The 20,334-nt window shown below is 56.3% G+C and carries 21 protein-coding genes; 10 read left to right on the forward strand and 11 right to left on the reverse strand.

The genetic code is table 11. The features are described from left to right. Positions 1-40: 40 nt before the first annotated feature. The 5 genes from ACQZ45_RS15570 to ACQZ45_RS15590 are packed head-to-tail and all read right to left on the reverse strand — an operon-like array spanning position 41 to position 4,308. Positions 41-472 (reverse strand): DUF2177 family protein, encoded by a 432-nt coding sequence (locus ACQZ45_RS15570; protein ID WP_025594888.1) that lies wholly within the window; start codon positions 470-472, stop codon positions 41-43. Positions 473-492: 20 nt separating this feature from the next. Then, complete coding sequence (locus ACQZ45_RS15575) at positions 493-870, reverse strand: DUF2147 domain-containing protein (protein WP_019566744.1); 378 nt, start codon at positions 868-870, stop codon at positions 493-495. 30 nt (positions 871-900) lie between these two features. Continuing rightward, positions 901-2,133: an SAM-dependent methyltransferase gene (locus ACQZ45_RS15580; RefSeq protein ID WP_065705577.1), complete on the reverse strand. Its 1,233-nt coding sequence runs from the start codon at positions 2,131-2,133 to the stop codon at positions 901-903. Continuing rightward, a complete protein-coding gene (locus ACQZ45_RS15585) occupies positions 2,120-2,938 on the reverse strand; it encodes a DUF1365 domain-containing protein (RefSeq protein WP_065705574.1) in 819 nt (272 codons plus the stop codon). Before ACQZ45_RS15585 ends, ACQZ45_RS15580 begins: the two co-directional genes overlap by 14 nt. Further along, complete coding sequence (locus tag ACQZ45_RS15590; protein WP_333704709.1) at positions 2,935-4,308, reverse strand: NAD(P)/FAD-dependent oxidoreductase; 1,374 nt, start codon at positions 4,306-4,308, stop codon at positions 2,935-2,937. The genes ACQZ45_RS15585 and ACQZ45_RS15590 overlap by 4 nt, the downstream gene beginning before the upstream one ends. A gap of 192 nt (positions 4,309-4,500) precedes the next feature. Between ACQZ45_RS15590 and ACQZ45_RS15595 the strand changes: the two genes are divergently transcribed. The 6 genes from ACQZ45_RS15595 (at position 4,501) to phrB (ending at position 11,296) form a co-directional block, all read left to right on the forward strand. After that, positions 4,501-5,289 (forward strand): DUF1295 domain-containing protein, encoded by a 789-nt coding sequence (locus ACQZ45_RS15595; RefSeq protein ID WP_421386949.1) that lies wholly within the window; start codon positions 4,501-4,503, stop codon positions 5,287-5,289. After that, positions 5,286-6,311, forward strand: coding sequence for an SAM-dependent methyltransferase (locus ACQZ45_RS15600; protein ID WP_448742351.1), 1,026 nt, complete (start codon positions 5,286-5,288; stop codon positions 6,309-6,311). The genes ACQZ45_RS15595 and ACQZ45_RS15600 overlap by 4 nt, the downstream gene beginning before the upstream one ends. 288 nt (positions 6,312-6,599) lie before the next feature. Continuing rightward, on the forward strand, positions 6,600-7,925 hold the full coding sequence (locus ACQZ45_RS15605) for a putative bifunctional diguanylate cyclase/phosphodiesterase (RefSeq protein ID WP_121557539.1): 1,326 nt from the start codon (positions 6,600-6,602) through the stop codon (positions 7,923-7,925). 150 nt (positions 7,926-8,075) lie between these two features. Beyond that, complete coding sequence (locus ACQZ45_RS15610) at positions 8,076-9,071, forward strand: hypothetical protein (protein ID WP_448742352.1); 996 nt, start codon at positions 8,076-8,078, stop codon at positions 9,069-9,071. A gap of 96 nt (positions 9,072-9,167) precedes the next feature. Then, positions 9,168-9,728 carry a GNAT family N-acetyltransferase gene (locus tag ACQZ45_RS15615; protein WP_421386953.1) on the forward strand — a complete coding sequence of 187 codons (561 nt, stop codon included), beginning with the start codon at positions 9,168-9,170 and terminating at the stop codon, positions 9,726-9,728. A gap of 44 nt (positions 9,729-9,772) precedes the next feature. Next, positions 9,773-11,296 (forward strand): (6-4)DNA photolyase, encoded by a 1,524-nt coding sequence (phrB, locus tag ACQZ45_RS15620; RefSeq protein ID WP_421386955.1) that lies wholly within the window; start codon positions 9,773-9,775, stop codon positions 11,294-11,296. Positions 11,297-11,514: 218 nt separating this feature from the next. Here phrB and ACQZ45_RS15625 read toward each other — a convergent pair whose 3' ends face one another. From ACQZ45_RS15625 to ACQZ45_RS15635, 3 genes are all read right to left on the reverse strand, one after another. Next, positions 11,515-11,928: a curlin gene (locus tag ACQZ45_RS15625; protein WP_162685982.1), complete on the reverse strand. Its 414-nt coding sequence runs from the start codon at positions 11,926-11,928 to the stop codon at positions 11,515-11,517. A gap of 168 nt (positions 11,929-12,096) precedes the next feature. Continuing rightward, the gene (csgH, locus tag ACQZ45_RS15630) at positions 12,097-12,495 is read right to left on the reverse strand and encodes a curli-like amyloid fiber formation chaperone CsgH (RefSeq protein WP_421386957.1); all 399 of its coding nucleotides are present in this window, start codon (positions 12,493-12,495) and stop codon (positions 12,097-12,099) included. A 65-nt stretch (positions 12,496-12,560) separates the two neighbouring features. Next, positions 12,561-12,998: a curlin gene (locus tag ACQZ45_RS15635; protein WP_013761025.1), complete on the reverse strand. Its 438-nt coding sequence runs from the start codon at positions 12,996-12,998 to the stop codon at positions 12,561-12,563. A 246-nt stretch (positions 12,999-13,244) separates the two neighbouring features. Between ACQZ45_RS15635 and ACQZ45_RS15640 the strand changes: the two genes are divergently transcribed. The 3 genes from ACQZ45_RS15640 to ACQZ45_RS15650 are packed head-to-tail and all read left to right on the forward strand — an operon-like array spanning position 13,245 to position 15,091. Then, the gene (locus ACQZ45_RS15640) at positions 13,245-13,808 is read left to right on the forward strand and encodes a hypothetical protein (protein WP_421386970.1); all 564 of its coding nucleotides are present in this window, start codon (positions 13,245-13,247) and stop codon (positions 13,806-13,808) included. 31 nt (positions 13,809-13,839) lie between these two features. Next, positions 13,840-14,370 carry a lipocalin family protein gene (locus ACQZ45_RS15645; RefSeq protein ID WP_448742375.1) on the forward strand — a complete coding sequence of 177 codons (531 nt, stop codon included), beginning with the start codon at positions 13,840-13,842 and terminating at the stop codon, positions 14,368-14,370. A 19-nt stretch (positions 14,371-14,389) separates the two neighbouring features. After that, entirely contained in the window at positions 14,390-15,091 is a 702-nt protein-coding gene (locus tag ACQZ45_RS15650; protein ID WP_448742353.1) for an SDR family oxidoreductase, read from the forward strand. Positions 15,092-15,404: 313 nt separating this feature from the next. Here the strand turns inward: ACQZ45_RS15650 and ACQZ45_RS15655 are convergent, their stop codons facing one another. Next, positions 15,405-16,712, reverse strand: a complete 1,308-nt coding sequence (locus tag ACQZ45_RS15655; RefSeq protein ID WP_236759693.1) for a citrate/2-methylcitrate synthase — start codon at positions 16,710-16,712, stop codon at positions 15,405-15,407. Here ACQZ45_RS15655 and ACQZ45_RS15660 point away from each other — a divergent pair. After that, positions 16,675-17,781: a citrate synthase/methylcitrate synthase gene (locus ACQZ45_RS15660; RefSeq protein ID WP_174066337.1), complete on the forward strand. Its 1,107-nt coding sequence runs from the start codon at positions 16,675-16,677 to the stop codon at positions 17,779-17,781. The two genes, ACQZ45_RS15655 and ACQZ45_RS15660, sit on opposite strands and share 38 nt — an antisense overlap. A gap of 450 nt (positions 17,782-18,231) precedes the next feature. Here ACQZ45_RS15660 and ACQZ45_RS15665 read toward each other — a convergent pair whose 3' ends face one another. Together ACQZ45_RS15665 and ACQZ45_RS15670 are read right to left on the reverse strand one after the other, a co-directional pair. Then, positions 18,232-18,591 carry a DUF982 domain-containing protein gene (locus ACQZ45_RS15665; RefSeq protein ID WP_111803963.1) on the reverse strand — a complete coding sequence of 120 codons (360 nt, stop codon included), beginning with the start codon at positions 18,589-18,591 and terminating at the stop codon, positions 18,232-18,234. Positions 18,592-19,146: 555 nt separating this feature from the next. Then, complete coding sequence (locus ACQZ45_RS15670) at positions 19,147-20,325, reverse strand: polysaccharide biosynthesis/export family protein (RefSeq protein WP_419458342.1); 1,179 nt, start codon at positions 20,323-20,325, stop codon at positions 19,147-19,149. Positions 20,326-20,334 lie beyond the last annotated feature (9 nt).

A 20,334-nucleotide genomic window follows, 5' to 3' on the forward strand; every position in this document is an offset into this window, starting at 1 on the left:
AAATTGGCCGGGTGGAAGCAGGCGGCAGGGATGGTCGCTGTCATAACACACCTGCCGGATTTTGCAGTGGACCGACCAGCCGTACCGTGACGAGGTAACCGATGATGGCAGCGGCCGCGGACACGAAAGTGCCCCACAGAAGATCTGCGATGGTCAATGTCGTGGACCAGCTTTTCAACGTTGCCTGATTGGTGAGATCATATGTGGCATAGGCCATGAAGCCGACGGCTGCACCATAAACCAACGCGGTCGTCCACTGGCCTGATATGAGGGCTGGACGAACCGCAAGAAAGGTCAGTCCGGCCGCGTAGATGAGATAAAAGATGATCGCTGGGGCCAGTCGGAAGTTCTCAGCCAGAAGATCGCCGATCGCCGGGCGATAAAGCCGCGACGCCATGGTGCTTAGCCAGATGAAGTCGATCACCAGAAAGGCGATGAGGGTGAAGAAGTAGGCTGAGATATAGGTCTTCATCGGTTTGTCCTTTCCAGAGTCTAGTTGATGCGGGCCCAGGTAATGCCCTTGCACAGGAGACCAGCGACAATGCAGCCCTTGGTGGTCATGCTGTTGCCATCAACCGTCACGGTTATCTTGTAGGATTTGTCGCGTTGCGGATCGAAGGCGGTGCCCGAATAGACGCCTGTTTCATCTGGCTTTATGGTCATGATCAGCCGGTCACCGGTCTTTTCCTCGGGAGTGCCCGGTTTGATCCAGGTATTGGTGGCGCATATATTGTCGCCACAGGGCGCGATCAGCACTTTCGCGTTGCCGTCGCCGCGCGCCCAGTTTCCGTCGATGTCGGCTGCTCCGGCACCAGAGGCCGCGAGCATCGGACCCAGGACGGATGCGATTATCAAAGGATTGATTTTCATCGTCTTTCTCCGCAGTTGTTGCCCCGCCTCTTATTTGTGCTCGATCGTGTAGAAGCCAACATTGATGGTGCCCTCGGTAAAGCCGGCTTCGCAGTAGCAGAGGTAATAATCCCAGAGCCGCCTGAAGCGGTCATCGAAACCCAGCAGCGAGATTGTCTGCCAGCGCGCATGGAAACGCTGGCGCCATTCCGCCAGCGTGCGGGCATAGGACTGGCCGAAAAGCTCGGTATCGGTGAGGCTCAGACCCGCCCTGCCGATTGCTCTTTCAAGGGCTTCGTCAGATGGCAGAAAGCCGCCGGGAAAGATGTATTTCTGGATGAAGTCCGCGTTTCGCCGGTAGTTATCGAACCGGGCAGGTTCAATGGAGATGATTTGCAGTACCGCGCGCCCGCCGGGTTTCAGGCAGCGTTTCAGTGTTTCGAAATAGCTCGGCCAATAGGCCTCACCGACCGCTTCGAACATCTCGACGGAAACGATGCGGTCGAACTTGCCTTCGACATCGCGGTAGTCCTCGAGCCTGAGATCGATATGCTCAGCCTTGTCGGTTTTCTCCGCTGCCGCCTTTGCCCAATTCAACTGCGAGGGCGAAAGGGTGAGGCCAGTAACGTTGGCATCCGCCTGGGTCGCGAGGTGAATTGCAAGCGCCCCCCAGCCGCAGCCAATCTCCAATACGCTCTCACCGCCGTTCAATTGCAGCTTGTCGACGATGCGGTTGAGTTTTTTGAGTTGGGCCGCCTCAAGCGTCGGCGTCGTATCGTCGAAAATCGCCGACGAATAGAGCATCGAGGAATCGAGCCATTGCCGGTAGAATTCGTTGCCGAGATCGTAATGGGCCTCGATGTTGCGGCGGCTGCCGCGCTTTGTATTGGCGTTCAGCCGGTGGCCAAGGCGATTGATGAGGCGCATGGGCAGGCTACCGCGCGTCGATCCCCCGAAAGCGTCGGTGTTCTGTGCCGCAAAACGGATCAGGGCGGTCAGATCCGGTGTGGACCAGTCGTCTTCGATGTAACCCTCGGCAAAACCGATGTCGCCATTGAGGATAAGCCGCCGTAGCGCGCGCCAGCGATGGAGAACAAGCGTCGCCTCTGTGCCCTCATGTTCCCCGGATTTCTCAATCACGCCGCCACCGGGCAGCATGACGCGCAGTCTGCCCTTGGAGACGTTGTTCAAGAGCTTGGCCATGAGCCAGCCTTCGGGACCGGTGCGTTGCCGCATCTGCGTGTTTTCCAGCGATAGTTCGTTGAGATTGTCAAACGGGGTCATGAAGTTTGGCCTCGATTTGCGATGGTGATGGGTGAATGAAGGAGACAGGGGCAGACGGTGGACGCGGTCGTTTTCTCAACCGCACACCCTTGAGCCATATTTTAAGTGCTTCCCAATGGATGCCTGCAACAACCTTGAGGGTAAGAAAGGGGATGGTGACAAAAGCCTTCAGCAGCGCGCCATCGGTCAGCTCGACACGCCGCGCCAGATGCCTTGCAGTCAGGACTGGCCCCTCATCGTCAAATGTATCGATAACGATCTTCAGCTTGTCGCCGGGTGGAATGACCCGGAATACATAACGGAGATCCATGTCCATGAAGGGCGAGACATAGAAGGCCTTGTCGCAGCGCTGGACGATCTCGGCCGCACCCTCGGTTTCCACCGGGATAAGGTAGGAATGCCGCTCGCCGAACGTATTGTCGACTTCCCATAGAATGGCTTTGAGAGACCCGTTCCGGCCGTGGCAGAAAAAAACGCTGAGTGGATTGAAGGCCCAGCCAAGGATGCGCGGCATGGTGAGCAGACGGATCTGACCACCATCGACGGTCATGCCTGCCGCCGTCATGGCGTTTTCGATCTGGTTGCGCAATTCCATCTTGCTCCCGTCGCCGCGGTCCCGGCGGTGAAAGGAAAACAGGTTGAAACGATCGACGGAGAACAGCCGCAGCTTACGGTCAAGCGCGTCGAGTTCATCAAGGTCGAGAAGCAGCGAGTAAATGCGATAGGCGAGCCTGTGCGCTTTCGGCTTGAAGCGCGCATGCATGACATGTCCGGGAAAAAGGGCGGAGGAGAAATGAGACGTCATGGGATCGCCTCAACGAGTTTGATCGTTCTTTTCCGCGAAGCCAAATTCAGACGGACGATCCGGCCGCTATCATCGTTAACCTTCCAGGGCCTCGACAGGCCGCCCAGATCCTCGGCGACGGCAAGGCCTGCCTGAATGCCGTCTTCATGAAAACCCGACCCAAAATAGGCGCCGCAGAACCAGGTGTTTCTCAAACCCTGCAAGGCCCAAAGTTCCTGCCTCATCTGCTCGGTGCCGGCATCAAAAACAGGATGGTGGTAGGTTTCCTCGGTGATGATTTTTCCCTTTTCCGGTTCGCGCGTCGGGTTCAGCGTTACGAAGGTGTCAGGGATTGCACCCAGAGGCTGAAGCTTGTTCATCCAGTAGGTGATGCTCGGCTGCCCCGTTTCAATGCGTGTATCGGCCACATAGTTCCAGCTTGACCAGGCGGTGCGCCTGCGGGGCATGAAACTGCTGTCCGTGTGCAGTACCGCCCTGTTTTTCGTATAGCCAAACGCGCCGAGAATGCGCCGTTCGGCTTGCGTCGCGTCCGTCAGCATCTCCAGCGCCTGATCTGCGTGTGTGGCAATCACCACATCGTCGAACCGTTCGAATTCGCCGTTAGTGTTGGCGATCTCGACCCCGTCCGCCAGGCGGTGGATGCGCGTCACAGGTGTCGAGAGCCGAATGCGATCGGCGAATGGCGCAGTGAGTCGTTTCACATATTCCCGGCTGCCGCCGACAACGGTGCGCCAGACGGGCCGGTTGCGGAGCAACAGCAGGCCGTGATTGCTGCAGAACTTCACGAAATGTGCTGCCGGGTAACGGCCGACTTCCATGGCCGGGGTAGACCAGATGGCTGCTGCCATCGGGTAAAGATGATTGTTGCGAAAGGCGTCGCCATAGTTGTTTTGAGAAAGATACTCATCGAGCGACATGTCGCCCATCATCGGCAGATCGCGCGGGGCATTGCGATAAAAGCGCAAGAGGTCGGCAAGCATTGCCCAGAAGCGCGGTCTAACGGCATTTCTCTTTTGCGCCAAAAGGCCAAAGCCAGAGCCGCCGGAATACTCGAAACCGCCATCATCCAGTGAAACGGCAAAGGACATGTCGGATGCCGCGGTCGTCACTCCCAGCGTTTTGAAAAGTGCCGTCAGATTGGGATACGTCACCTCATTATAGACTATGAACCCCGTATCGACAGACACCACACCCTGTTCAGTTTTGAACGTCACGGTGTTGCTGTGGCCGCCGACGCGGTCCGCAGCCTCGAAAACCGTGACATCATGCCGTTTCGACAAAAGCCAGGCCGCAGACAGACCGGAAATGCCTGTTCCGATCACGGCGATGTTTCGCCGGCTGTCTTTTCTTTTGGCTTCGGTATCGAACATGGTTCCTCGCTATTGCATTCACAATTCAGTTTTACGGCCTGCGACAGATACGAAGGAGCGGATCGATAAGTTTCAGCGGCGCGCAAATTTTTCAGAATTTTGTCAGGCGCTTGAAACTCTTTTGCCGTCTCGCCCGTAGTTGCCACTGGAAACTTGGTCTGAAGTCCTTCGAATACAGTGAGCGGAATGGTGATGATGTCTGTTGTTTTGGCCCTTGCCGTGCTGATGTCGCTTCTGATGGCGGCAGCCTGGGCGTTGCAGCGTTACACAGGATCGAGTGGCTGGATCGACACCGTCTGGTCTGCGAGTGTCGGGGTCGGCGGCGTGGTTGCCGTCTTGTTTTCCGATGGAGATAGCTGGCGCCGGGGAGCGGTTCTCTTTCTCGTATTGGTGTGGTCGCTGCGGCTCGCGGGACACATCGGCATGCGGACGAGGGGAGGTGGCGAAGATCCACGTTACGCGAAGCTTATAGAAGAATGGGGCAGCAATGCCTCGTTGCGGCTATTCGCCTTTCTTCAGATTCAGGCCGTTGCCGCCTTTGTGCTGGTTCTCGCCGTCTATCTTGCCGCCAGCAATCCTCTGCCACTTCCAAGCATTATCGATGTGATAGCGTTGATCGTCGCGGCTGGTGCGCTTGTTGGAGAAGCGACCTCCGATGCACAGCTTTCACAGTTCAGAAAAACCCCGGAGGCCAAAACCGGCGTCTGCGAGGCTGGTCTGTGGCGTTATTCGCGTCATCCCAACTACTTTTTCGAGTGGCTTTTCTGGTGCGGCTTTCCGTTGTTGGCCATCCATGCGCAGCCGTGGTCATGGCTGTCGCTTGCTGCGCCAGCCATGATGTACTGGCTGCTCGTCCACGTCTCCGGCATTCCCCCGCTCGAAGAACACATGCTGAAATCACGCGGAGAGAAATTCCGCGCCCTGCAAAACCGCGTCAACGCCTTCTTTCCGGGGCCACGCAAGAATGAGGACACGCCATGAACATGCTCGCATTCGCCATCAATGCTGCCGAACGCGCACCGCTGAGTGACAATATGACGCTTGCCGGCATCGACATGCTCTGCGCGCGCACTAAACGGCGACTTGCCGGCGTTCCGGCGGCGGAAGAAAACGCTTTTGTGACTGATATGGCGAAATTTCCCGTCGCCACACACACCGACGAGGCGAACAGGCAGCACTACGAGGTGCCGGCTGAATTCTTTGCAATCGCACTTGGCGCGCAAAGAAAGTATTCGTGCTGCTTTTATCCCAATGCTCAGACAACGCTGGATGAAGCTGAAACATTGGCGCTGGAAGAGACCGTTTCCCATGCCCGATTGCAGGACGGGATGAATATTCTCGAACTCGGCTGTGGCTGGGGTTCGCTCTCCCTTTATATGGCCGGCCGGTTTCCCAATGCGCGGATTACGTCCGTTTCAAATTCTGCTTCACAGCGCCAGTATATAATCGAACGCGCAAACGAGCGTGGGCTATCGAACCTCTCGGTGGTGACGGCCGATATGAATGATTTCACCACTGACGAGCGTTTCGACCGTGTCGTATCGGTGGAAATGTTCGAGCACATGTCGAACTGGCAGGCATTGTTCGAACGCGTCCGCTCGTGGCTGACGCCCGAGGGCAAGTTCTTCCTTCACGTCTTCAATCACCGGGATCGATCCTATCGTTTCGACCATGGCAACCGGGCAGACTGGATCGCGCAGCATTTCTTCACCGGCGGCATTATGCCTGCCTTCGATCTTCCTCACCGTTTCCCAGCGCTTTTCACCGTGGAACAGGAGTGGCGCTGGTCGGGATCACATTACAGCCGGACGGCCCTCGACTGGCTTGGAAATTTCGACCGGGAGATCGACCGTATCCGACCGATCCTGCAGCGGGTCTACGGCAACGATGCGCGCTTGTGGGAACGGCGTTGGAGACTGTTCTTCCTCGCGACGGCAGGTCTTTTCGGGCACGAAGACGGCAAGGTCTGGGGCGTTGGACACTACCTCATGGCGCGCGTCTAGATCGCTGCAAACACGCGCATGCGAACCCAATCCGGCGCCGCTTCGCCCTTCGTCGCGATGCGGCGAAGGTGTCTCCTCGGTTGGCGCAGGCCGCTGAGGCCGGCGAAGCGGGAAAAATGGATATGCGATTGATTGTGCATGATTTGATCGTGCAAAATTTGTGTATTTCATTCCTGTTTGCTTAACCCCGTTTTTTGAAATCTGCGAAGTTCGGCGACCTCGTCTAGCTTCCGTTCGGCTTTTGCATCAAGGAGCGGGCTCGCCCCGTAGTCCAAGCCAAGGGTCAGCATGCCTTTTCAGAAAACAAAAGACCGAGAGGAATATTCGCAGCATCTTCTTCTCCTGTGTCGAGTTGCAGCCTGGATGGGCGTGGCGCTGGCGACTGGCTGGTTCGTGTTTTTCATTCTCACGGAAAGATGGGGCATTGCGCTCAGCCTCCTCATTCTAGGGATTGCGATCGTGCCGTGCTGGCTGACTTGCCTGATGGGCCACTTTTCCCTCGGACTCATTCTGGCTCAGAGCGCCTGCATCCTGTTCGTCTGCTGGTATTCCGTCGCTATCGATGTCTCCGACGATACCGTACCGAGGACGACGCATCTCTACCTGCTCGTCATCATCTTCGTCGGCTACATGAATTTTCAACGCCAGCGTTCCGCCACCCAGTTTCTGGTCATCGCGGCAAGTCTCGCGGCCTTTGTTTATTTCTGCGCGTCCGCCGCGCGGTTTTCGTTCAGTAGCCCCATGCCGCAGGATGTGCGCAGCATCAGCGCCTGGTTCAACAGCGTTTTCGCAGCGTTGATGCTGTGTGGCGGTGTCGCCGCCATGCAGGCGCAGTTTCGCAGTCATACGAAAAAAGCCCTGGAACTTCGCTCCGCGCTTTCGAATGGCCAGTTTGAACTTTTCTACCAGGCGCAGGTTCGCGCGGATGGCACGCTGCTTGGCGCAGAGGCGCTGTTGCGGTGGAACCACCCGAAACGGGGATACATCCCGCCAGCCGATTTCATCGCGCTTGCGCAGCAAACCGGTTTCATGCCGACAATCGGCGCTTGGGTCATTGCGGAAGCCTGCAAGACACTTGCGAGATGGCAGGAGAACCCGGCAACCCAGAATCTCACCTTGTCGATCAACATCACTGCCGATCATTTCGTCGACGCGGGATTTTCCGGGCAGCTTCTTGATGCCGCCTCGTCTCAGGGCATCAAGCCACAGCTTCTAAAGCTGGAGCTGACCGAGAGCGTTTTCCTATTCGACATAGAGGCAGCGATCGCGAAAATGAAGCTCCTTGATCGTTCCGGCTTCACGATTTCACTCGACGATTTCGGCACTGGCTACTCCTCACTGAGCTACCTCCGGCAATTGCCGCTCAAACAGATCAAGATTGATCGCAGCTTCGTGACGGGTGTGACCGAAAGCGGGCGTATGGCGACAATCACGCGAAACATCGTCCAGATGGGGCACGACCTTTCGCTGGAAGTTCTGGCCGAAGGCGTGGAGACCGAGGCGGAGCTGCGGATGATGCTGTCCTACGGCTGCCGATTGTTTCAGGGCTATCTTTTTGCGAGGCCGACGAGCCTTGTCGAGTTCGAGCAATATGCCGCCCGTCCATCGTCCTGACCGGACGTTTTGCGACAGGGTGAGGCATCCGGATCGAATTCAGTGGTGTGCCGGCAGGCAGATCCGGGCGTTGAACAATGCACCATTCGTCGGGTAGAGCTATCTTGCCTGTCAGGATCGCAACCGATCCGCATCATTTCGTTGGTTCGCATGATCCCAGTAGCACTACCCTCCGTCGAAACGCTGCTTTTGCTTGCCTTCCTTCTTGCCACGACACTGGTCTGGGGTATCTGGACAGTGGTGTTGGTTGCACGATACGCAGGAGGCCGCTGGGCGCGCCCGATGATGCTGCCCTATGGTCTGGCGACCGCCATTGCGATTTTTACACTTTGGCAGTTCGGTAATTTCTATCTCCAGATGCGTGCCTATGACAGGGAAATGGCGTCTAGCTATCGCCCGGAGCTTGGGGAGCCGGTGCGCCTTGGCCAGATCGACATGCCCAAAGGCACGAAACTTGAACTGGCCGTGGCCGACACCAGGGAATCCTTCAACCGCGCGGTCTTCCCCCATCCCGTGTTGGTCGCGAATGTCGATGCCGTCGAGATCGCCCGCTATATCGCGATAAAAACCAACGGGAATTATGAGACCGTCGGCTTTGTTCCGGAGACGATGCGGGTGACGGGCAACGGCGTGACCCTGCAGAGCGGCTGGCGCTGCGATGCGGCACAACCGGTGGAGTTCGACCTGAAGGCTGACGGGGATGTATCCGCTTTCAGCCGATGTGTCCTTGCCGACGGGAATATCGTCGACGGCATTGTCTTGCCGAAGGGCACGTTTCTGCGTGCCTCCTCCGGCAATGTCTATACTGACGGTTTCGTTGATTCCGACAGGTGGGTTCTCGAAACGCCCACGGGCCAGGCTATCCGCATTGATGATTTCGCTCTTGAGGATGTCACGCTCGCCCTTGATGGCGAAAGAAAACTCTATGAAATCCGAAGCGCGGTTTTGTCGAAGGGAGCAACGGCGGGCGCGCTCCACTTCGCAGCCGGTAGTGGAATTCGCCTCAATTCCCGGCACATCCGGACTGATTATCCCGGTGCATGGTTGATAACACCATCTTCTGCGTCCACCGGTTCTGAACCGGTGTCGCCTCGGTCAAGCGTGCTGAACAGAGACGGAGAGATTCTCGCTATCCTTTCCGACTAGCGTGGACCAGATACTCTGAACGATCTCGATGGAGGTCTCTCTTGCGATCAGGTGCCCGCGACCCCAGATATCGCGCATTATTGAAAGTGCGCATTAATGAACCCTGAGACCTACCTACCGATAAAGACCGACCGGCTGATCCTTCGTAAATTCCAGGCCGCTGATCTCGCATCATACGCCGATTACCACACGCGCGATGACGTCTACCGTTTCCTCTATGCCGAACCCCCTTCGGATGATGCGGTGAAAACCCAATTCGCAGCGCTGCTCGAGGCTCCGTTCGAAGAGGACGGCGACACGTTGCGACTTGCCGTTACGCGCAGTGACGATGACACGTTGATCGGTGAAGTCCTGTTTAAAATCGCGAGCAAGGCAGCTTTGCAGGCGGAAGTCGGTTATGTCTTCAATCCTGATTTTTCAGGCAAGGGATATGCGACGGAAGCCGTCCGGGCCATGATCAGCCTCGGCTTCGAGACGCTCGGATATCACCGGATTTTCGCGCGGCTGGATGCCCTGAACCACGGATCGATCGGCGTTGTTGAACGCCTTGGCCTGCGCAAAGAAGCGCATTTGATCGAGAATGACCGGTTTGGCGGCACCTGGGGGGACGAATTCATCTATGCCACCCTGAGGAGGGAGTGGGCGTCTAGCCCGTGATCTTGCGCAGGTGATGATTATGTCGGCTTTGAAGGAAATTGTCGGTGTCTCAACTGGTCTTGATCCTCGGCGATCAATTATCTTTCTCCCTATCTTCGCTGGATGGGGTCGACAAGACGCGCGACACGATCCTGCTTTGCGAGGTAATGGCGGAGGCTACCTATGTCGGCCATCACAAAAAGAAGATCGCCTTCATCTTTTCCGCCATGCGCCAATTCGCCGAGGAACTGCGTGGCGAAGGATACCGGGTTCGCTACACGCGGATTGATGATCGCGACAATGCGGGCACCTTCTCCGGCGAGGTGCAGCGGGCGTTAAACGACCTGACCCCTTCCAGGATCTGCGTCACCGAGGCTGGAGAATGGCGCGTCAAGTCAGAGATCGAGCGCTTCGCCAGTGCCTTCAATATCGAGGTCGATATCCGCGCTGATCGGCGCTTTCTTGCCAGCCACGAGGAGTTCGAGCGCTGGGCGGCCGGGCGCAAAAGCCTGACGATGGAATATTTTTACCGGGAAATGCGCCGCAAGACTGGCCTGTTGATGAATGGCGAAGAGCCGGTCGGCGGACGCTGGAATTTTGACTCGGAAAACCGCAGCCCCGCCAAGCCGGATTTGCTGAGGCCAAGACACCCGGTCTTCGCACCGGACAGGATAACAAGGGACGTCATCGACACCGTCGAGCGGCTGTTTCCCGACAATTTCGGCAAGCTTGAGAACTTTGGTTTCGCCGTCACCCGCGCCGATGCCGAGCGGGCGCTCAGTGCCTTCATAAACGATTTCCTGATGAATTTCGGCGCCACGCAGGATGCCATGCTGCAGGATGACCCGTATCTCAACCACTCGCTTCTGTCTTTTTACATCAATTGCGGGCTGCTGGATGCGCTGGAGGTCTGCAGGGCGGCGGAGCGCGCCTACTACGAGGGCGCGGCACCGCTCAATGCCGTCGAGGGTTTCATTCGCCAGATCATCGGCTGGCGGGAATATATGCGTGGCATCTACTGGTTTGCCGGGCCGGACTATGTCGACAGCAATTTCTTCCAAAACGACAGGCCGCTGCCAGACTTTTATTGGACGGGCAAAACCCACATGAACTGCATGGCGACCGTAATTACGGAAACCATCGAAAATGCCTATGCTCACCATATTCAGCGACTGATGATCACGGGAAACTTTGCCCTTCTCGCCGGCATCGATCCGAAGGCCGTTCATCAATGGTATCTCGAGGTCTATGCGGATGCCTATGAATGGGTTGAGCTGCCGAATGTGATCGGCATGAGCCAGTTCGCCGATGGCGGCTTTCTCGGAACAAAACCCTATGCCGCAAGTGGCAACTACATCAATCGCATGTCGGACTATTGCAGTAATTGCCGCTATGATCCCAAGGAGCGTCTCGGTGACAAGGCCTGTCCATTCAACGCGCTCTATTGGGATTTTCTGGCCCGCAACCGTGAAAGGCTGAAATCCAACCATCGGCTGGCGCAGCCCTACGCCACATGGTCCCGGATGAGCGAAGACGTCCGCCATGATATCAGGGCAAAGGCGGCTCTGTTTTTAAATCGTCTGAGCTGACGCGGCTCTTTCTCTGTTTTTGCCGACGGCGGGATACCCGATCAGAGCTGTCGCTGCGCATGTCTCCGTCATGACGCGGCTCGTAAACTCGGCTCCGCGTGGTACCGACAGCGCCGCCGGTCCATGCGGCAATGGCGCCAATGATGAGAGCGGCGAAGGCGAGCTATCGGAAACGAAGTGAAGCCTGCCGGGTTTCTCAGCTTACTTTAAACTATCACTTACCAGCCGTAGCTGAATGTCAGGCCGCTGCCGTTGTCTCCGTTCTGCTCCACGTTGGTTTCGGTGTTCCGCCCATACTGGAAAATGCCATAGGCATTGTTATTGCCGTTTTGCTGCAGCGTTGCGGAATGGCCGTTGCCCCGCTGCCGGATAAAGCCGAGATTGCCGCGACCGTTCTGCGCGATGCCTGCCGCATTTCCCCGGCCCAATTGCCGGATGTCTGCGTCTTTCAGATCGCGATAAAGCGAGTAGGCGCGCAGCCCGGTTGAGAACAGATCCCCATCCCCGGAATTGCCGGGCGCGAGGTCAAAGGAAATGCGGCCACCGGCATGGGCGGGAGCCGTAAATCCGAGCGGCGCAAGGCCTCCAACAAGCAGAGTGACGGTGAGAAGTTTCAACACGTTGCGGGTCATTCTGATCTCCATTCTGTCAGCGCCCTTGCCGATGATCCACTTTCGCATCCTGCAACTGAACCCGAACGGAATTGCCCATTCACATGTCGTTCAGTCGCTGCAGGAGGATCAAAGAAAAGGGCGCTCAACTGGCGCCCTCTCTGGTGGAAATGTATGGTTGAGGTCAGCCTAGTCGCCGCCAACCTGCTTCGTGCAGCTGAAGCGCCTGCCATCGATTTCGAGATCCAGCACTGCCTTGTACTGCGCTCCCTTTGCGCCAAGCGTTACCGAACTCAGAAGTTGCGAACGCCCGGCAGCGGCATCAAAGCCGCCGCCCTGGTTGATGACGGAACTCCCGCTGCCTCCTGAATTTTCGACGTGAAAGGCATAGGTACCTCCAGCACCGGTGTTGCCCTTTGCGAAGGCCTCCAACCTGACCATGCCCGCCTGTGGTGTTGCCTTGATCTCGCAAAGCTTGCCTTCGCTCAGGTCATTTGCGGTCGACATGGCTGCAATGGCGCCGAAGGGGAGCAGTGCAACGGCAAGGATAGCCGGCAGGCGGCGTGGATGTGTGACGCTATGGGGCATGGCTAGTCTCCTTGATGATCTGTTGACTTGATCTCGACCAGTTGCTCGTCAAGGCCCGTGGCTGCTTAAGGGCAGGCCTGCACGAAGGCCGCTACATTGTCATTACCGCCCTGGTTCACATTCGCGCTGCATCCACGGCCAACCTGAACGCCGGCCGCGATGTTGCCGTTGCCGTCCTGAGTCAGGATGGTGGTGTGGTTAGAGCCGAACTGGCCGATGCCCGCCACGTTGCGACTGCCGTTCTGATAGGTGGAGCCATAATTGTCGTGCCCCTCCTGACCCACAGCCGAAAGGTTGTGACGACCATATTGATGGCCGACGATCCGGTTATAGCCGCCGTTCTGGTAGGTGCGGATCCGGTTGCCATAACCTTCCTGTGCGCCACCGGCAGAGTTCGACCAGCCATATTGTTCGATGCGCACATCGTTGGCCATGGCGGGGGCCGTGGCGGTGAAGCCAACGAGAGCGGAGAGTGCAATTGCAACGAAAGACGTACGGATCATGACTGTCTCCTCAGGCGGATAAGACCGCGGTTGAACGTCTTTGTTGTAGACGGTCCCGTTGGAACGGAAGCTGAAGAGATTATTCAGTCGTGGTTCATTGGCGGGGTATGGTCACCAGCGTCGCGACAATGGTGACGAACATGATGACTAAAGTTTTCTTGGCAGGATGAAACCAAATTGGCTCGCCTTTCGTACATGGCTTGCGCCTTCAATGTTCAGGCGAAAAGGGAGACGAATCTGGGTCCGATGGAGCTTCAAAGCCGCGCTAGCCAGCCCGCAAATGAAGGGTCTGCTGCAAGAGATGATCTGACACGAGCAACCATAACCGTTGCCTGGGTCATCATCCTCAACAAGCCATTTTATCCGCTTTACGTGTGGTATCTGGTCGATGACGGAGCCATGGCATCGCTTGTCACCCTATTGTCGGTGCCATTCTTTCTCGCGATACCATTCCTGGCGAAAAAATCCCCGTTGGCCGCGCGCCTCGCTCTCCCTTTGGTGGGAACAATCGACACGCTGTTTGAAACCAAAATATTCGGCCATGCTTCTGGCACCGAATTTTTCTTCGCAGCCTGCATCATGCTTTCAGCCATGTCGTTCCGCGCAGACGAGAAGCTCTGGCAATATGCGATGGCAATCCTCGTCTTCATCGCTTTCTTTTTCTCGCGGACGTTTCTGGGCGCGCCGCTGCAATCCTGGTCGGCAGATGATCTTGCAACGCTTCTCAATCTGAATGCGTTCTCTGCCGCCAGCCTCATGGTCTTTATCGCCCTTAGATATGCCGGCATTTCACGGCGAACCGAAATCTGAACAAGAGCCGTGCCATCGACAGGAGGAGTTTATGCTTAGAAATTGTAACCGTGTGATTGGTGCCCTGACATTTTCGCTGTTTGTGTTTGCCGGTTCTGCGGTTTCCGCAGCCCCCAAACCAGTTGCCGTGGGTCTCGATCATTACCGCGGTACCTGGCTTGAAATCGGCCGTACACCCATGTTGCTGACAGACGGATGTGTTGCAGGATATTCCACCTATCGGCAGGGAGCATCGGCAGATGAAGTGCTGATAGAAGATGGCTGTCGAGCAGGAAATCCGAAGGGTCGCCTCAAGACGGTGAACGGCGTTGGCAAGATCGAGGATTTTGGATCAACCAATGCGAAGATGCGCGTTCGCTACCCTCTTTTCATCACATTCAATTATTGGGTTTTCTACAAATCGCCTGATAAGTCCTGGTTCATCAGCGCCAACCCGTCAACCGACGATGTGTGGATCTACGCCCGCAACATCCCGTCCAAAACGAAGCTCAATAAAATGATCACGAAAGCACGTGAGCTTGGCTACGACGTCACCAAGCTCGAGTTTCCGGTCCAGAAATAACAGCTGATGGAGCGCATGGATGATGCAGTCGCTTGAAAATGGCTACAGGGCGATCGTCTTGGGCGCATCCGGCGGCATTGGTGGAGCCCTGTTGTCGTACTTCGATGCCGACCCTCGTTGCGCGCTCGCCTTGCCGCTCTCGCGAAGCGTCGATGGTCTCGACATAACGAACGAAACCACAGTGCGCGAAGTTGCCGCCCGTCTGGAGGCTCAGCGCGGCTCCTTCGACCTGATCTTCAATGCAACCGGTGCCTTGACGGTCGATGGTGCCGGTCCAGAAAAGTCGATAAGGGCGATCGACGAAGTTCACATGGCGAGGCAGTTTGCGGTCAATGCCATAGGCCCTGCTTTGCTCTTGAAGTATCTCACCCCGCTTCTGCGCAGAGACAGGCGAACTATTTTTGCCTCCCTGTCCGCGCGTGTTGGCTCGATTGGCGACAACAGATTGGGCGGATGGATCTCCTACAGGGCGTCCAAGGCCGCTCAAAATCAGATCATCCGAACCGCAGCCATCGAAATCGCCCGCACAAACCCACAGGCCATCATCGTGGCGCTTCATCCCGGAACAGTCGAAACAGAGCTGTCCCAGCAATTTTCGAAGGGCAAAGACTTGTTCACCCCGCAGCAGTCTGCCGCGCGCCTGATGGAAACAATCGATGGTCTCACACCGGCACAAACAGGGCAGTTTTTTGCCTATGACGGTTCAAGGATCGAATGGTGAGTGCCGGCATTCGTTGACGCCGGCGAATTTGAAGTGAGCGAATGATGGGCCATCATACCGCTGAAACTCTTTCCTGGTTGTCTCGTGATTTGCTCACTCCCATAACGGTGTGTCCGGCTGAGGAGGCGCGCAATTAGCGTCGGGGCTATTGAACAAGAGTAATTTACGATGCAAAGGCGCCCTTGTTGGAACGACCAAATAAGGTTTTGTTGAAAAGAATCGCGACGCTCGCAATCCCGAATCGACTTTGCCCCTCCAGCTGCTACGACCTTGATTCTCAACTGCTCTTAGGCAACATATCAAGCCGGCCTACCTAATGCCCCAAGTACCGGGCTCGAGGTCTTATTAGCTTGCCATCGAGCTTTTGCTCCAGAGCATGCGCGACCCAGCCCACAGTTCGAGCAATCGCGAAAAGGGCCAGAGCTGAACCGCGGGGAAGATTTAAGCTACGGCGCAGGCTGACAAGAGCGACATCACAGGTCGGTAATTGTCCGGCGGTCTCGTTCATGACTTGCAACAGTTCGTCCCGCAGTGCTCCAGGCGGCAGATGTGGAAGCAAACCGCTCGCTCTTGGATCCCCTTCCGGATAAAGCGGATGGTGAAAGCCAGGAATTGTTTCACCTCGCCGGAGACGTTGATCGATCACGCGCTCAGCATCCCCATACTGCTCCAGTTCATCGAAAAGCAATTCGACAAGGCTGGTCATTCCACCGTGCAAGGGCCCACTCAGGGCGGATAGTCCGGCGTTCAGACAAGCGCCGAGCGACGCGCCTGTGGACGCAACGACGCGTACGGCAAATGTCGAGGCGTTGAGTTCATGGTCGGCCTGCAGAACGAGGGCCCGACGGATAAGATCCGCGCCGAGGCTGTCCGCCTGCCAGGCATCTGCAAGAAACAGGTGAACTGGCCGCTTGTCCGGCTGACGTGAGGCGCAGGCGGCAGCTGTGGCTCGCAACATGTTAGCGGCGCCAGGCCATAGACGACGATTGTCGCGCTGCCAGGCGGTGAGGCGGCCAGCTTCAACCAAAGGAAGGAGCGTCTGACACCGCTCCGTCAGCGGCAGCTCCCGCGCGTGGTCGAGGACAGCATGTGGCCATGGCGATGGAGCGGCCTTTATGTCAGCGAAAGGATCATCGTTGCCGCAATCCCAGAGTAGTCGGGCAATATCCTCGAGACATGCATCCTGTGAAAGTTCTAGGGCGTCTCGGCCACGATAGCGCAACTGGCCTTCGGCGATCTCGGTAATTGAGGATTCCAGCACTGGCAGTCCCCAGTCCAGTGCGGTCGCCGCCACCTGTTTCGGCCGCCGCCCAACGGCCTTTCTTTTTTTCAACGCTTCAATGTCATGTGCGCTGTAGAGCCTGCGACGGGGTTCATCCGGCGAGCCGCTGGTGCGGATAAGTCCACGGCTCACATACGCATAAAGTGTTGCCCGGCTTATGCCCAATTCGGAAGCGGCGTGAGCGGCTGTCATGAATTTGTCAGAATGGTGCATGGCGTTCTCATATTGATTATATGAATCAAGATTGACGATATATATGCGCTGCACCATCTTCAAGGCCGTTCGCGTTGAACTGAGGAGAATGACAGTGTCTGCAATACCCGCTTTCGTTGGCCGCATTCCGGCTTCCGGCCTTGATGAAGTCATCGCCGCCGAAACCATCCTCAGTCACGTGGATGGACAGGCGGGTGAACTGATCATTCGCGGACATCACTTGGCGGAACTGGCTGACTGGTCTTTCGAGCAGATGCTGGAACTCCTCTGGGACGGGCAGACCCCGGAGGTGATGACTATGCAGAGCATTCGAGTTAAACTGGGAGCGGCACGGCAGCGCGCGTTCGACCTCATGCAGCCCTTGCTTCCCGTCCTGCCCAATCTTTCCTCTGTCGAGGCGTTGCGCCTTCTGTTGTCTTCTTTGCCAGACGAGGAAAGCACTCCGCATCACGTGATGGCTGTTGCGGCCGTTCCGGTCTTTGCCGCGACCATCGTCCGAAGCAGGCGGGGTCTTGTCGCGATTGCGCCCGATGCCATGCTCTCCTTTTCAGCCGACTTTCTGTACATGATATCCGGTGCTCAGGCGTCGCCAGATAAGGTGAGGGCGCTTGATGCATACCTGACCACGGTTGCCGATCATGGATTGAATGCTTCCACCTTCAGCGCGCGGGTAATTGCCTCGACGGGGGCGGGGCTTTTTTCATCTGTGGTTGGGGCGCTTTGTGCCTTGAAGGGGCCTCTCCACGGCGGAGCGCCGGGTCCAGTGCTCGATATGCTTGACGCGATTGGATCAGAGGCAAACATAAGTACCTGGCTGCGAGCTGCATTGGCCCGGGGCGAGCGCTTGATGGGTTTCGGCCACCGGATCTACCGCGTGCGAGATCCGCGTGCAGACGTGTTAAAAGGGGCTGTTTCGGCTCTCGCGGACGGCTCCGATCGCATTGCCTTTGCGGCTAAGGTGGAGGAGGAGGCGCTGGCGCTTCTAAAGGAAAAGAAGCCCCTGCGCCCACTGCAGACAAATGTAGAATTCTATACGGCGCTTGTACTGGAGGCCGTTGGTTTCCCCCGCGACAGTTTTACGAATGTGTTTGCAGCAGGACGAATGGCGGGCTGGACAGCGCACGTGCTGGAACAGGAGCGCACTGGACGGCTCATCCGGCCACAGTCCCGCTATATAGGCCCTCAACCGAGATGAGATCATTACGTCGGTGTGACGCGTGTTAACACTAATCCAAACGTCGCCGATTGACAGTGTGAGTCCATAATGTCATCGAAATTGCGTCGGCCCACCCTTACCAAGCAGATTGAATGCCAGACGTTTGGTTTGTCGTTTGACCGAGCCATCTCTGGCGCTCCTGCCAGATCGCATCGGCGACAATTCTGTTTACATCTTTCTCGCCACGGCAGAGGTGCTTGGACGTGATGACCCAAGCCATCATTTTCACATCTTCTGGATAATCGTTCTGCTCAACCGGCATTGCACAAAACCCATTTGTCTTGGCTTAATTAAGCACAAGTTGCATTGCGCAGACCTTGTGTCACCTAAACTAAAAGTCGCATTTCCAAAATGCAGAGAGGCCAGGCGTTTAACAATGCCGCAGCCTACAGTGGGGGCCTGTTTATAGGGACGCGCAACTAGGTTGTCCTAGTCCCGCTGACGATCGACAACAAGCATCGCTCCGAAATCGCTCAAAATCGATTGCCTCAACGCTTTTCTGATGTCCTGTTCGAACTTATCGGGCGATGCTTCTGGAGTGCTTACGTATCTAAGCCCGGAGATAGAGGCTGCATGGATGAAGCTGGTGAACGCGATTTCGTCATTCACCTCGCCTTTAAGCGCTTTCGTGCACGATACTACGGCCTCTTTGTACGACATATCTCGAGCGCCTGGCCATTGATCAAGGAGATACGATGCCGCACCACGTGTCGACGAGATGCGGGCATAAATCCGACTCTGGCCGCCGAGCTCGATCTTGACAGTGCTGTACCACCTTCCAGATTCCATTGATGTTCTCCAAACAAATAAAGAGCATATTACTTTGTTGCCCTTGCGTGGAGCTTGTTCAAAATCAAGAGAAAACCGTAAATTTGAAAAGATTTCCTGTCGCTCTCCACCCTATGTTTAGTTACTGAACCTTCCTTGCTTTCGACAGGACACTCATCAGAAATAGAAGATCGAAAGCACAAACCGGAGGAGTCAATCGCTGCCGATATCCGCTGATGGTGGGGATTGGCCAGTGCCATTGTGGCCAACAAAAACTGCTATTTGCAAGATGTACGATTCCGCCTCGGTGGAGGTAGATTCGTTTCTAAAGAGACGCTTGGCTTTGACTGGCTGCGGGGTCCCGTGCCGAAAATGCTACAAGCGATGTAGGGAATACGCCCCTTGATAGCTGACGCGATACGCCGCGATGAATTACAGTGAGGGCTTCGCCACTGCGCAGACTGGCTCGTTTATGCTATCGGAGAAGCCTGACGATCCGGTGTGTCCGAATAGAAGAGCTGTTTGCGCCACGCAATTTTGATGGGTACGAAAGCGGGTTAACGTGAAGTGCGCTCGTTAGTCATTGAAGTTATTGTAAATACCCGCGCCACCGGAGACGATGCTAATTGGCTGGCCGATTATCGTCACAAAGCGCGTGAAGTCTATAGATGGATGGCGCGACGCATATATGACGTCGCGAGCTTTCACATCAAAGTTCTGACCGACCAACATGCTTCCGGCTCGCGTCATATCGAAACGATAAACGATGGGGTAGCGGCCGAATTTGTCCGGGCGCATACCCCGGTGGATTAAGTCATTAAACTTCTGCTGGCCAACGAGGTCTATGATGATGTCTGGCTCTTCGTACCGGAACACGAAATATCCCTTCATGTCGCCTGTACCCGCCGAGCCACCTCCAGCAAGTGCAACGGCTTCCAACAGGTTAAGGTCGTTCGCGCCAAATTCGAGCCGGTTGTTTGCTTTCACTGATCCAAGGACGGTGAACGTGCGAGGCTCGCGGGTGACGAAGACTTGGTCCCCCGGTTGAACGTAGACATTTTCCTGCGGGTTCTGCACCAACGTTTTGAGAAGCACTGTTCCCGTCTTCGACTGCCGTGTCAGTGTCACGTAGCTTTCGTAAGGTTGTGCCGTAGGTCCACCCGCCTTGGCAAGCACCTCCATAATCGATTCGGGAACCAGATTGAGCGGCACCACGGCGGGGCTCTTGACAGCGCCGGAGACTGTGACGTTTCGAGACGCAGTGCTAGTGGTGTTGATAATGACGTCCGGTTCGACAGCCTTACTTGCAAGTGCCGTCAAAATTGTTTGTCGCGCCTGCTCCAACGTCTTGCCTGAAAACGTCACGAGGCCAACGTAAGGGATCGCTGCCTTGCCGTCCGGTTGCACCACGATGTCCAGTGTAGTCTGCTTAGAGTCGCCTGTCGAAAAAAGACCATTGGAGCCCGCTTCGAAGATCGTGATCTTCAACTGATCTCCGATGCCAATCACCGGTCTTTTCACACCTCCGCCGATACCGAACCGACTTTGCAGCAGTTTTCCGTCGAATTTTGATATCAGCGTCGCGGAATTTACGTCGATGTCGATGACATCGAATACAACATTTTGCCCTGCGGAAGTGCGCGTCATCGACTGTTTGGACTGTTCAAGCACGTCAGATGCCAATGGTCCGTCACCGGGAAGATTGTTGCACGATGTCAGTCCTAGCCCCACCAATAACAAGCCAGCTTTCTTCACAATTTCCCC

The sequence above is a fragment of the Agrobacterium sp. 16-2014-1-2a genome (genome assembly GCF_053522705.1).

Excerpts from the sequence above, each read along its gene's own strand:
- ACQZ45_RS15570 (WP_025594888.1), bottom strand. The coding sequence starts at position 472 with ATGAAGACCTATATCTCAGCCTACTTCTTCACCCTCATCGCCTTTCTG.
- ACQZ45_RS15575 (WP_019566744.1), bottom strand. The coding sequence starts at position 870 with ATGAAAATCAATCCTTTGATAATCGCATCCGTCCTGGGTCCGATGCTC.
- ACQZ45_RS15580 (WP_065705577.1), bottom strand. The coding sequence starts at position 2,133 with ATGACCCCGTTTGACAATCTCAACGAACTATCGCTGGAAAACACGCAG.
- ACQZ45_RS15585 (WP_065705574.1), bottom strand. The coding sequence starts at position 2,938 with ATGACGTCTCATTTCTCCTCCGCCCTTTTTCCCGGACATGTCATGCAT.
- ACQZ45_RS15590 (WP_333704709.1), bottom strand. The coding sequence starts at position 4,308 with ATGTTCGATACCGAAGCCAAAAGAAAAGACAGCCGGCGAAACATCGCC.
- ACQZ45_RS15595 (WP_421386949.1), top strand. The coding sequence starts at position 4,501 with ATGATGTCTGTTGTTTTGGCCCTTGCCGTGCTGATGTCGCTTCTGATG.
- ACQZ45_RS15600 (WP_448742351.1), top strand. The coding sequence starts at position 5,286 with ATGAACATGCTCGCATTCGCCATCAATGCTGCCGAACGCGCACCGCTG.
- ACQZ45_RS15605 (WP_121557539.1), top strand. The coding sequence starts at position 6,600 with ATGCCTTTTCAGAAAACAAAAGACCGAGAGGAATATTCGCAGCATCTT.
- ACQZ45_RS15610 (WP_448742352.1), top strand. The coding sequence starts at position 8,076 with ATGATCCCAGTAGCACTACCCTCCGTCGAAACGCTGCTTTTGCTTGCC.
- ACQZ45_RS15615 (WP_421386953.1), top strand. The coding sequence starts at position 9,168 with ATGAACCCTGAGACCTACCTACCGATAAAGACCGACCGGCTGATCCTT.
- ACQZ45_RS15625 (WP_162685982.1), bottom strand. The coding sequence starts at position 11,928 with ATGACCCGCAACGTGTTGAAACTTCTCACCGTCACTCTGCTTGTTGGA.
- csgH (WP_421386957.1), bottom strand. The coding sequence starts at position 12,495 with ATGCCCCATAGCGTCACACATCCACGCCGCCTGCCGGCTATCCTTGCC.
- ACQZ45_RS15635 (WP_013761025.1), bottom strand. The coding sequence starts at position 12,998 with ATGATCCGTACGTCTTTCGTTGCAATTGCACTCTCCGCTCTCGTTGGC.
- ACQZ45_RS15640 (WP_421386970.1), top strand. The coding sequence starts at position 13,245 with ATGGAGCTTCAAAGCCGCGCTAGCCAGCCCGCAAATGAAGGGTCTGCT.
- ACQZ45_RS15645 (WP_448742375.1), top strand. The coding sequence starts at position 13,840 with ATGCTTAGAAATTGTAACCGTGTGATTGGTGCCCTGACATTTTCGCTG.
- ACQZ45_RS15650 (WP_448742353.1), top strand. The coding sequence starts at position 14,390 with ATGATGCAGTCGCTTGAAAATGGCTACAGGGCGATCGTCTTGGGCGCA.
- ACQZ45_RS15660 (WP_174066337.1), top strand. The coding sequence starts at position 16,675 with ATGACAGTGTCTGCAATACCCGCTTTCGTTGGCCGCATTCCGGCTTCC.
- ACQZ45_RS15655 (WP_236759693.1), bottom strand. The coding sequence starts at position 16,712 with ATGCGGCCAACGAAAGCGGGTATTGCAGACACTGTCATTCTCCTCAGT.
- ACQZ45_RS15665 (WP_111803963.1), bottom strand. The coding sequence starts at position 18,591 with ATGGAATCTGGAAGGTGGTACAGCACTGTCAAGATCGAGCTCGGCGGC.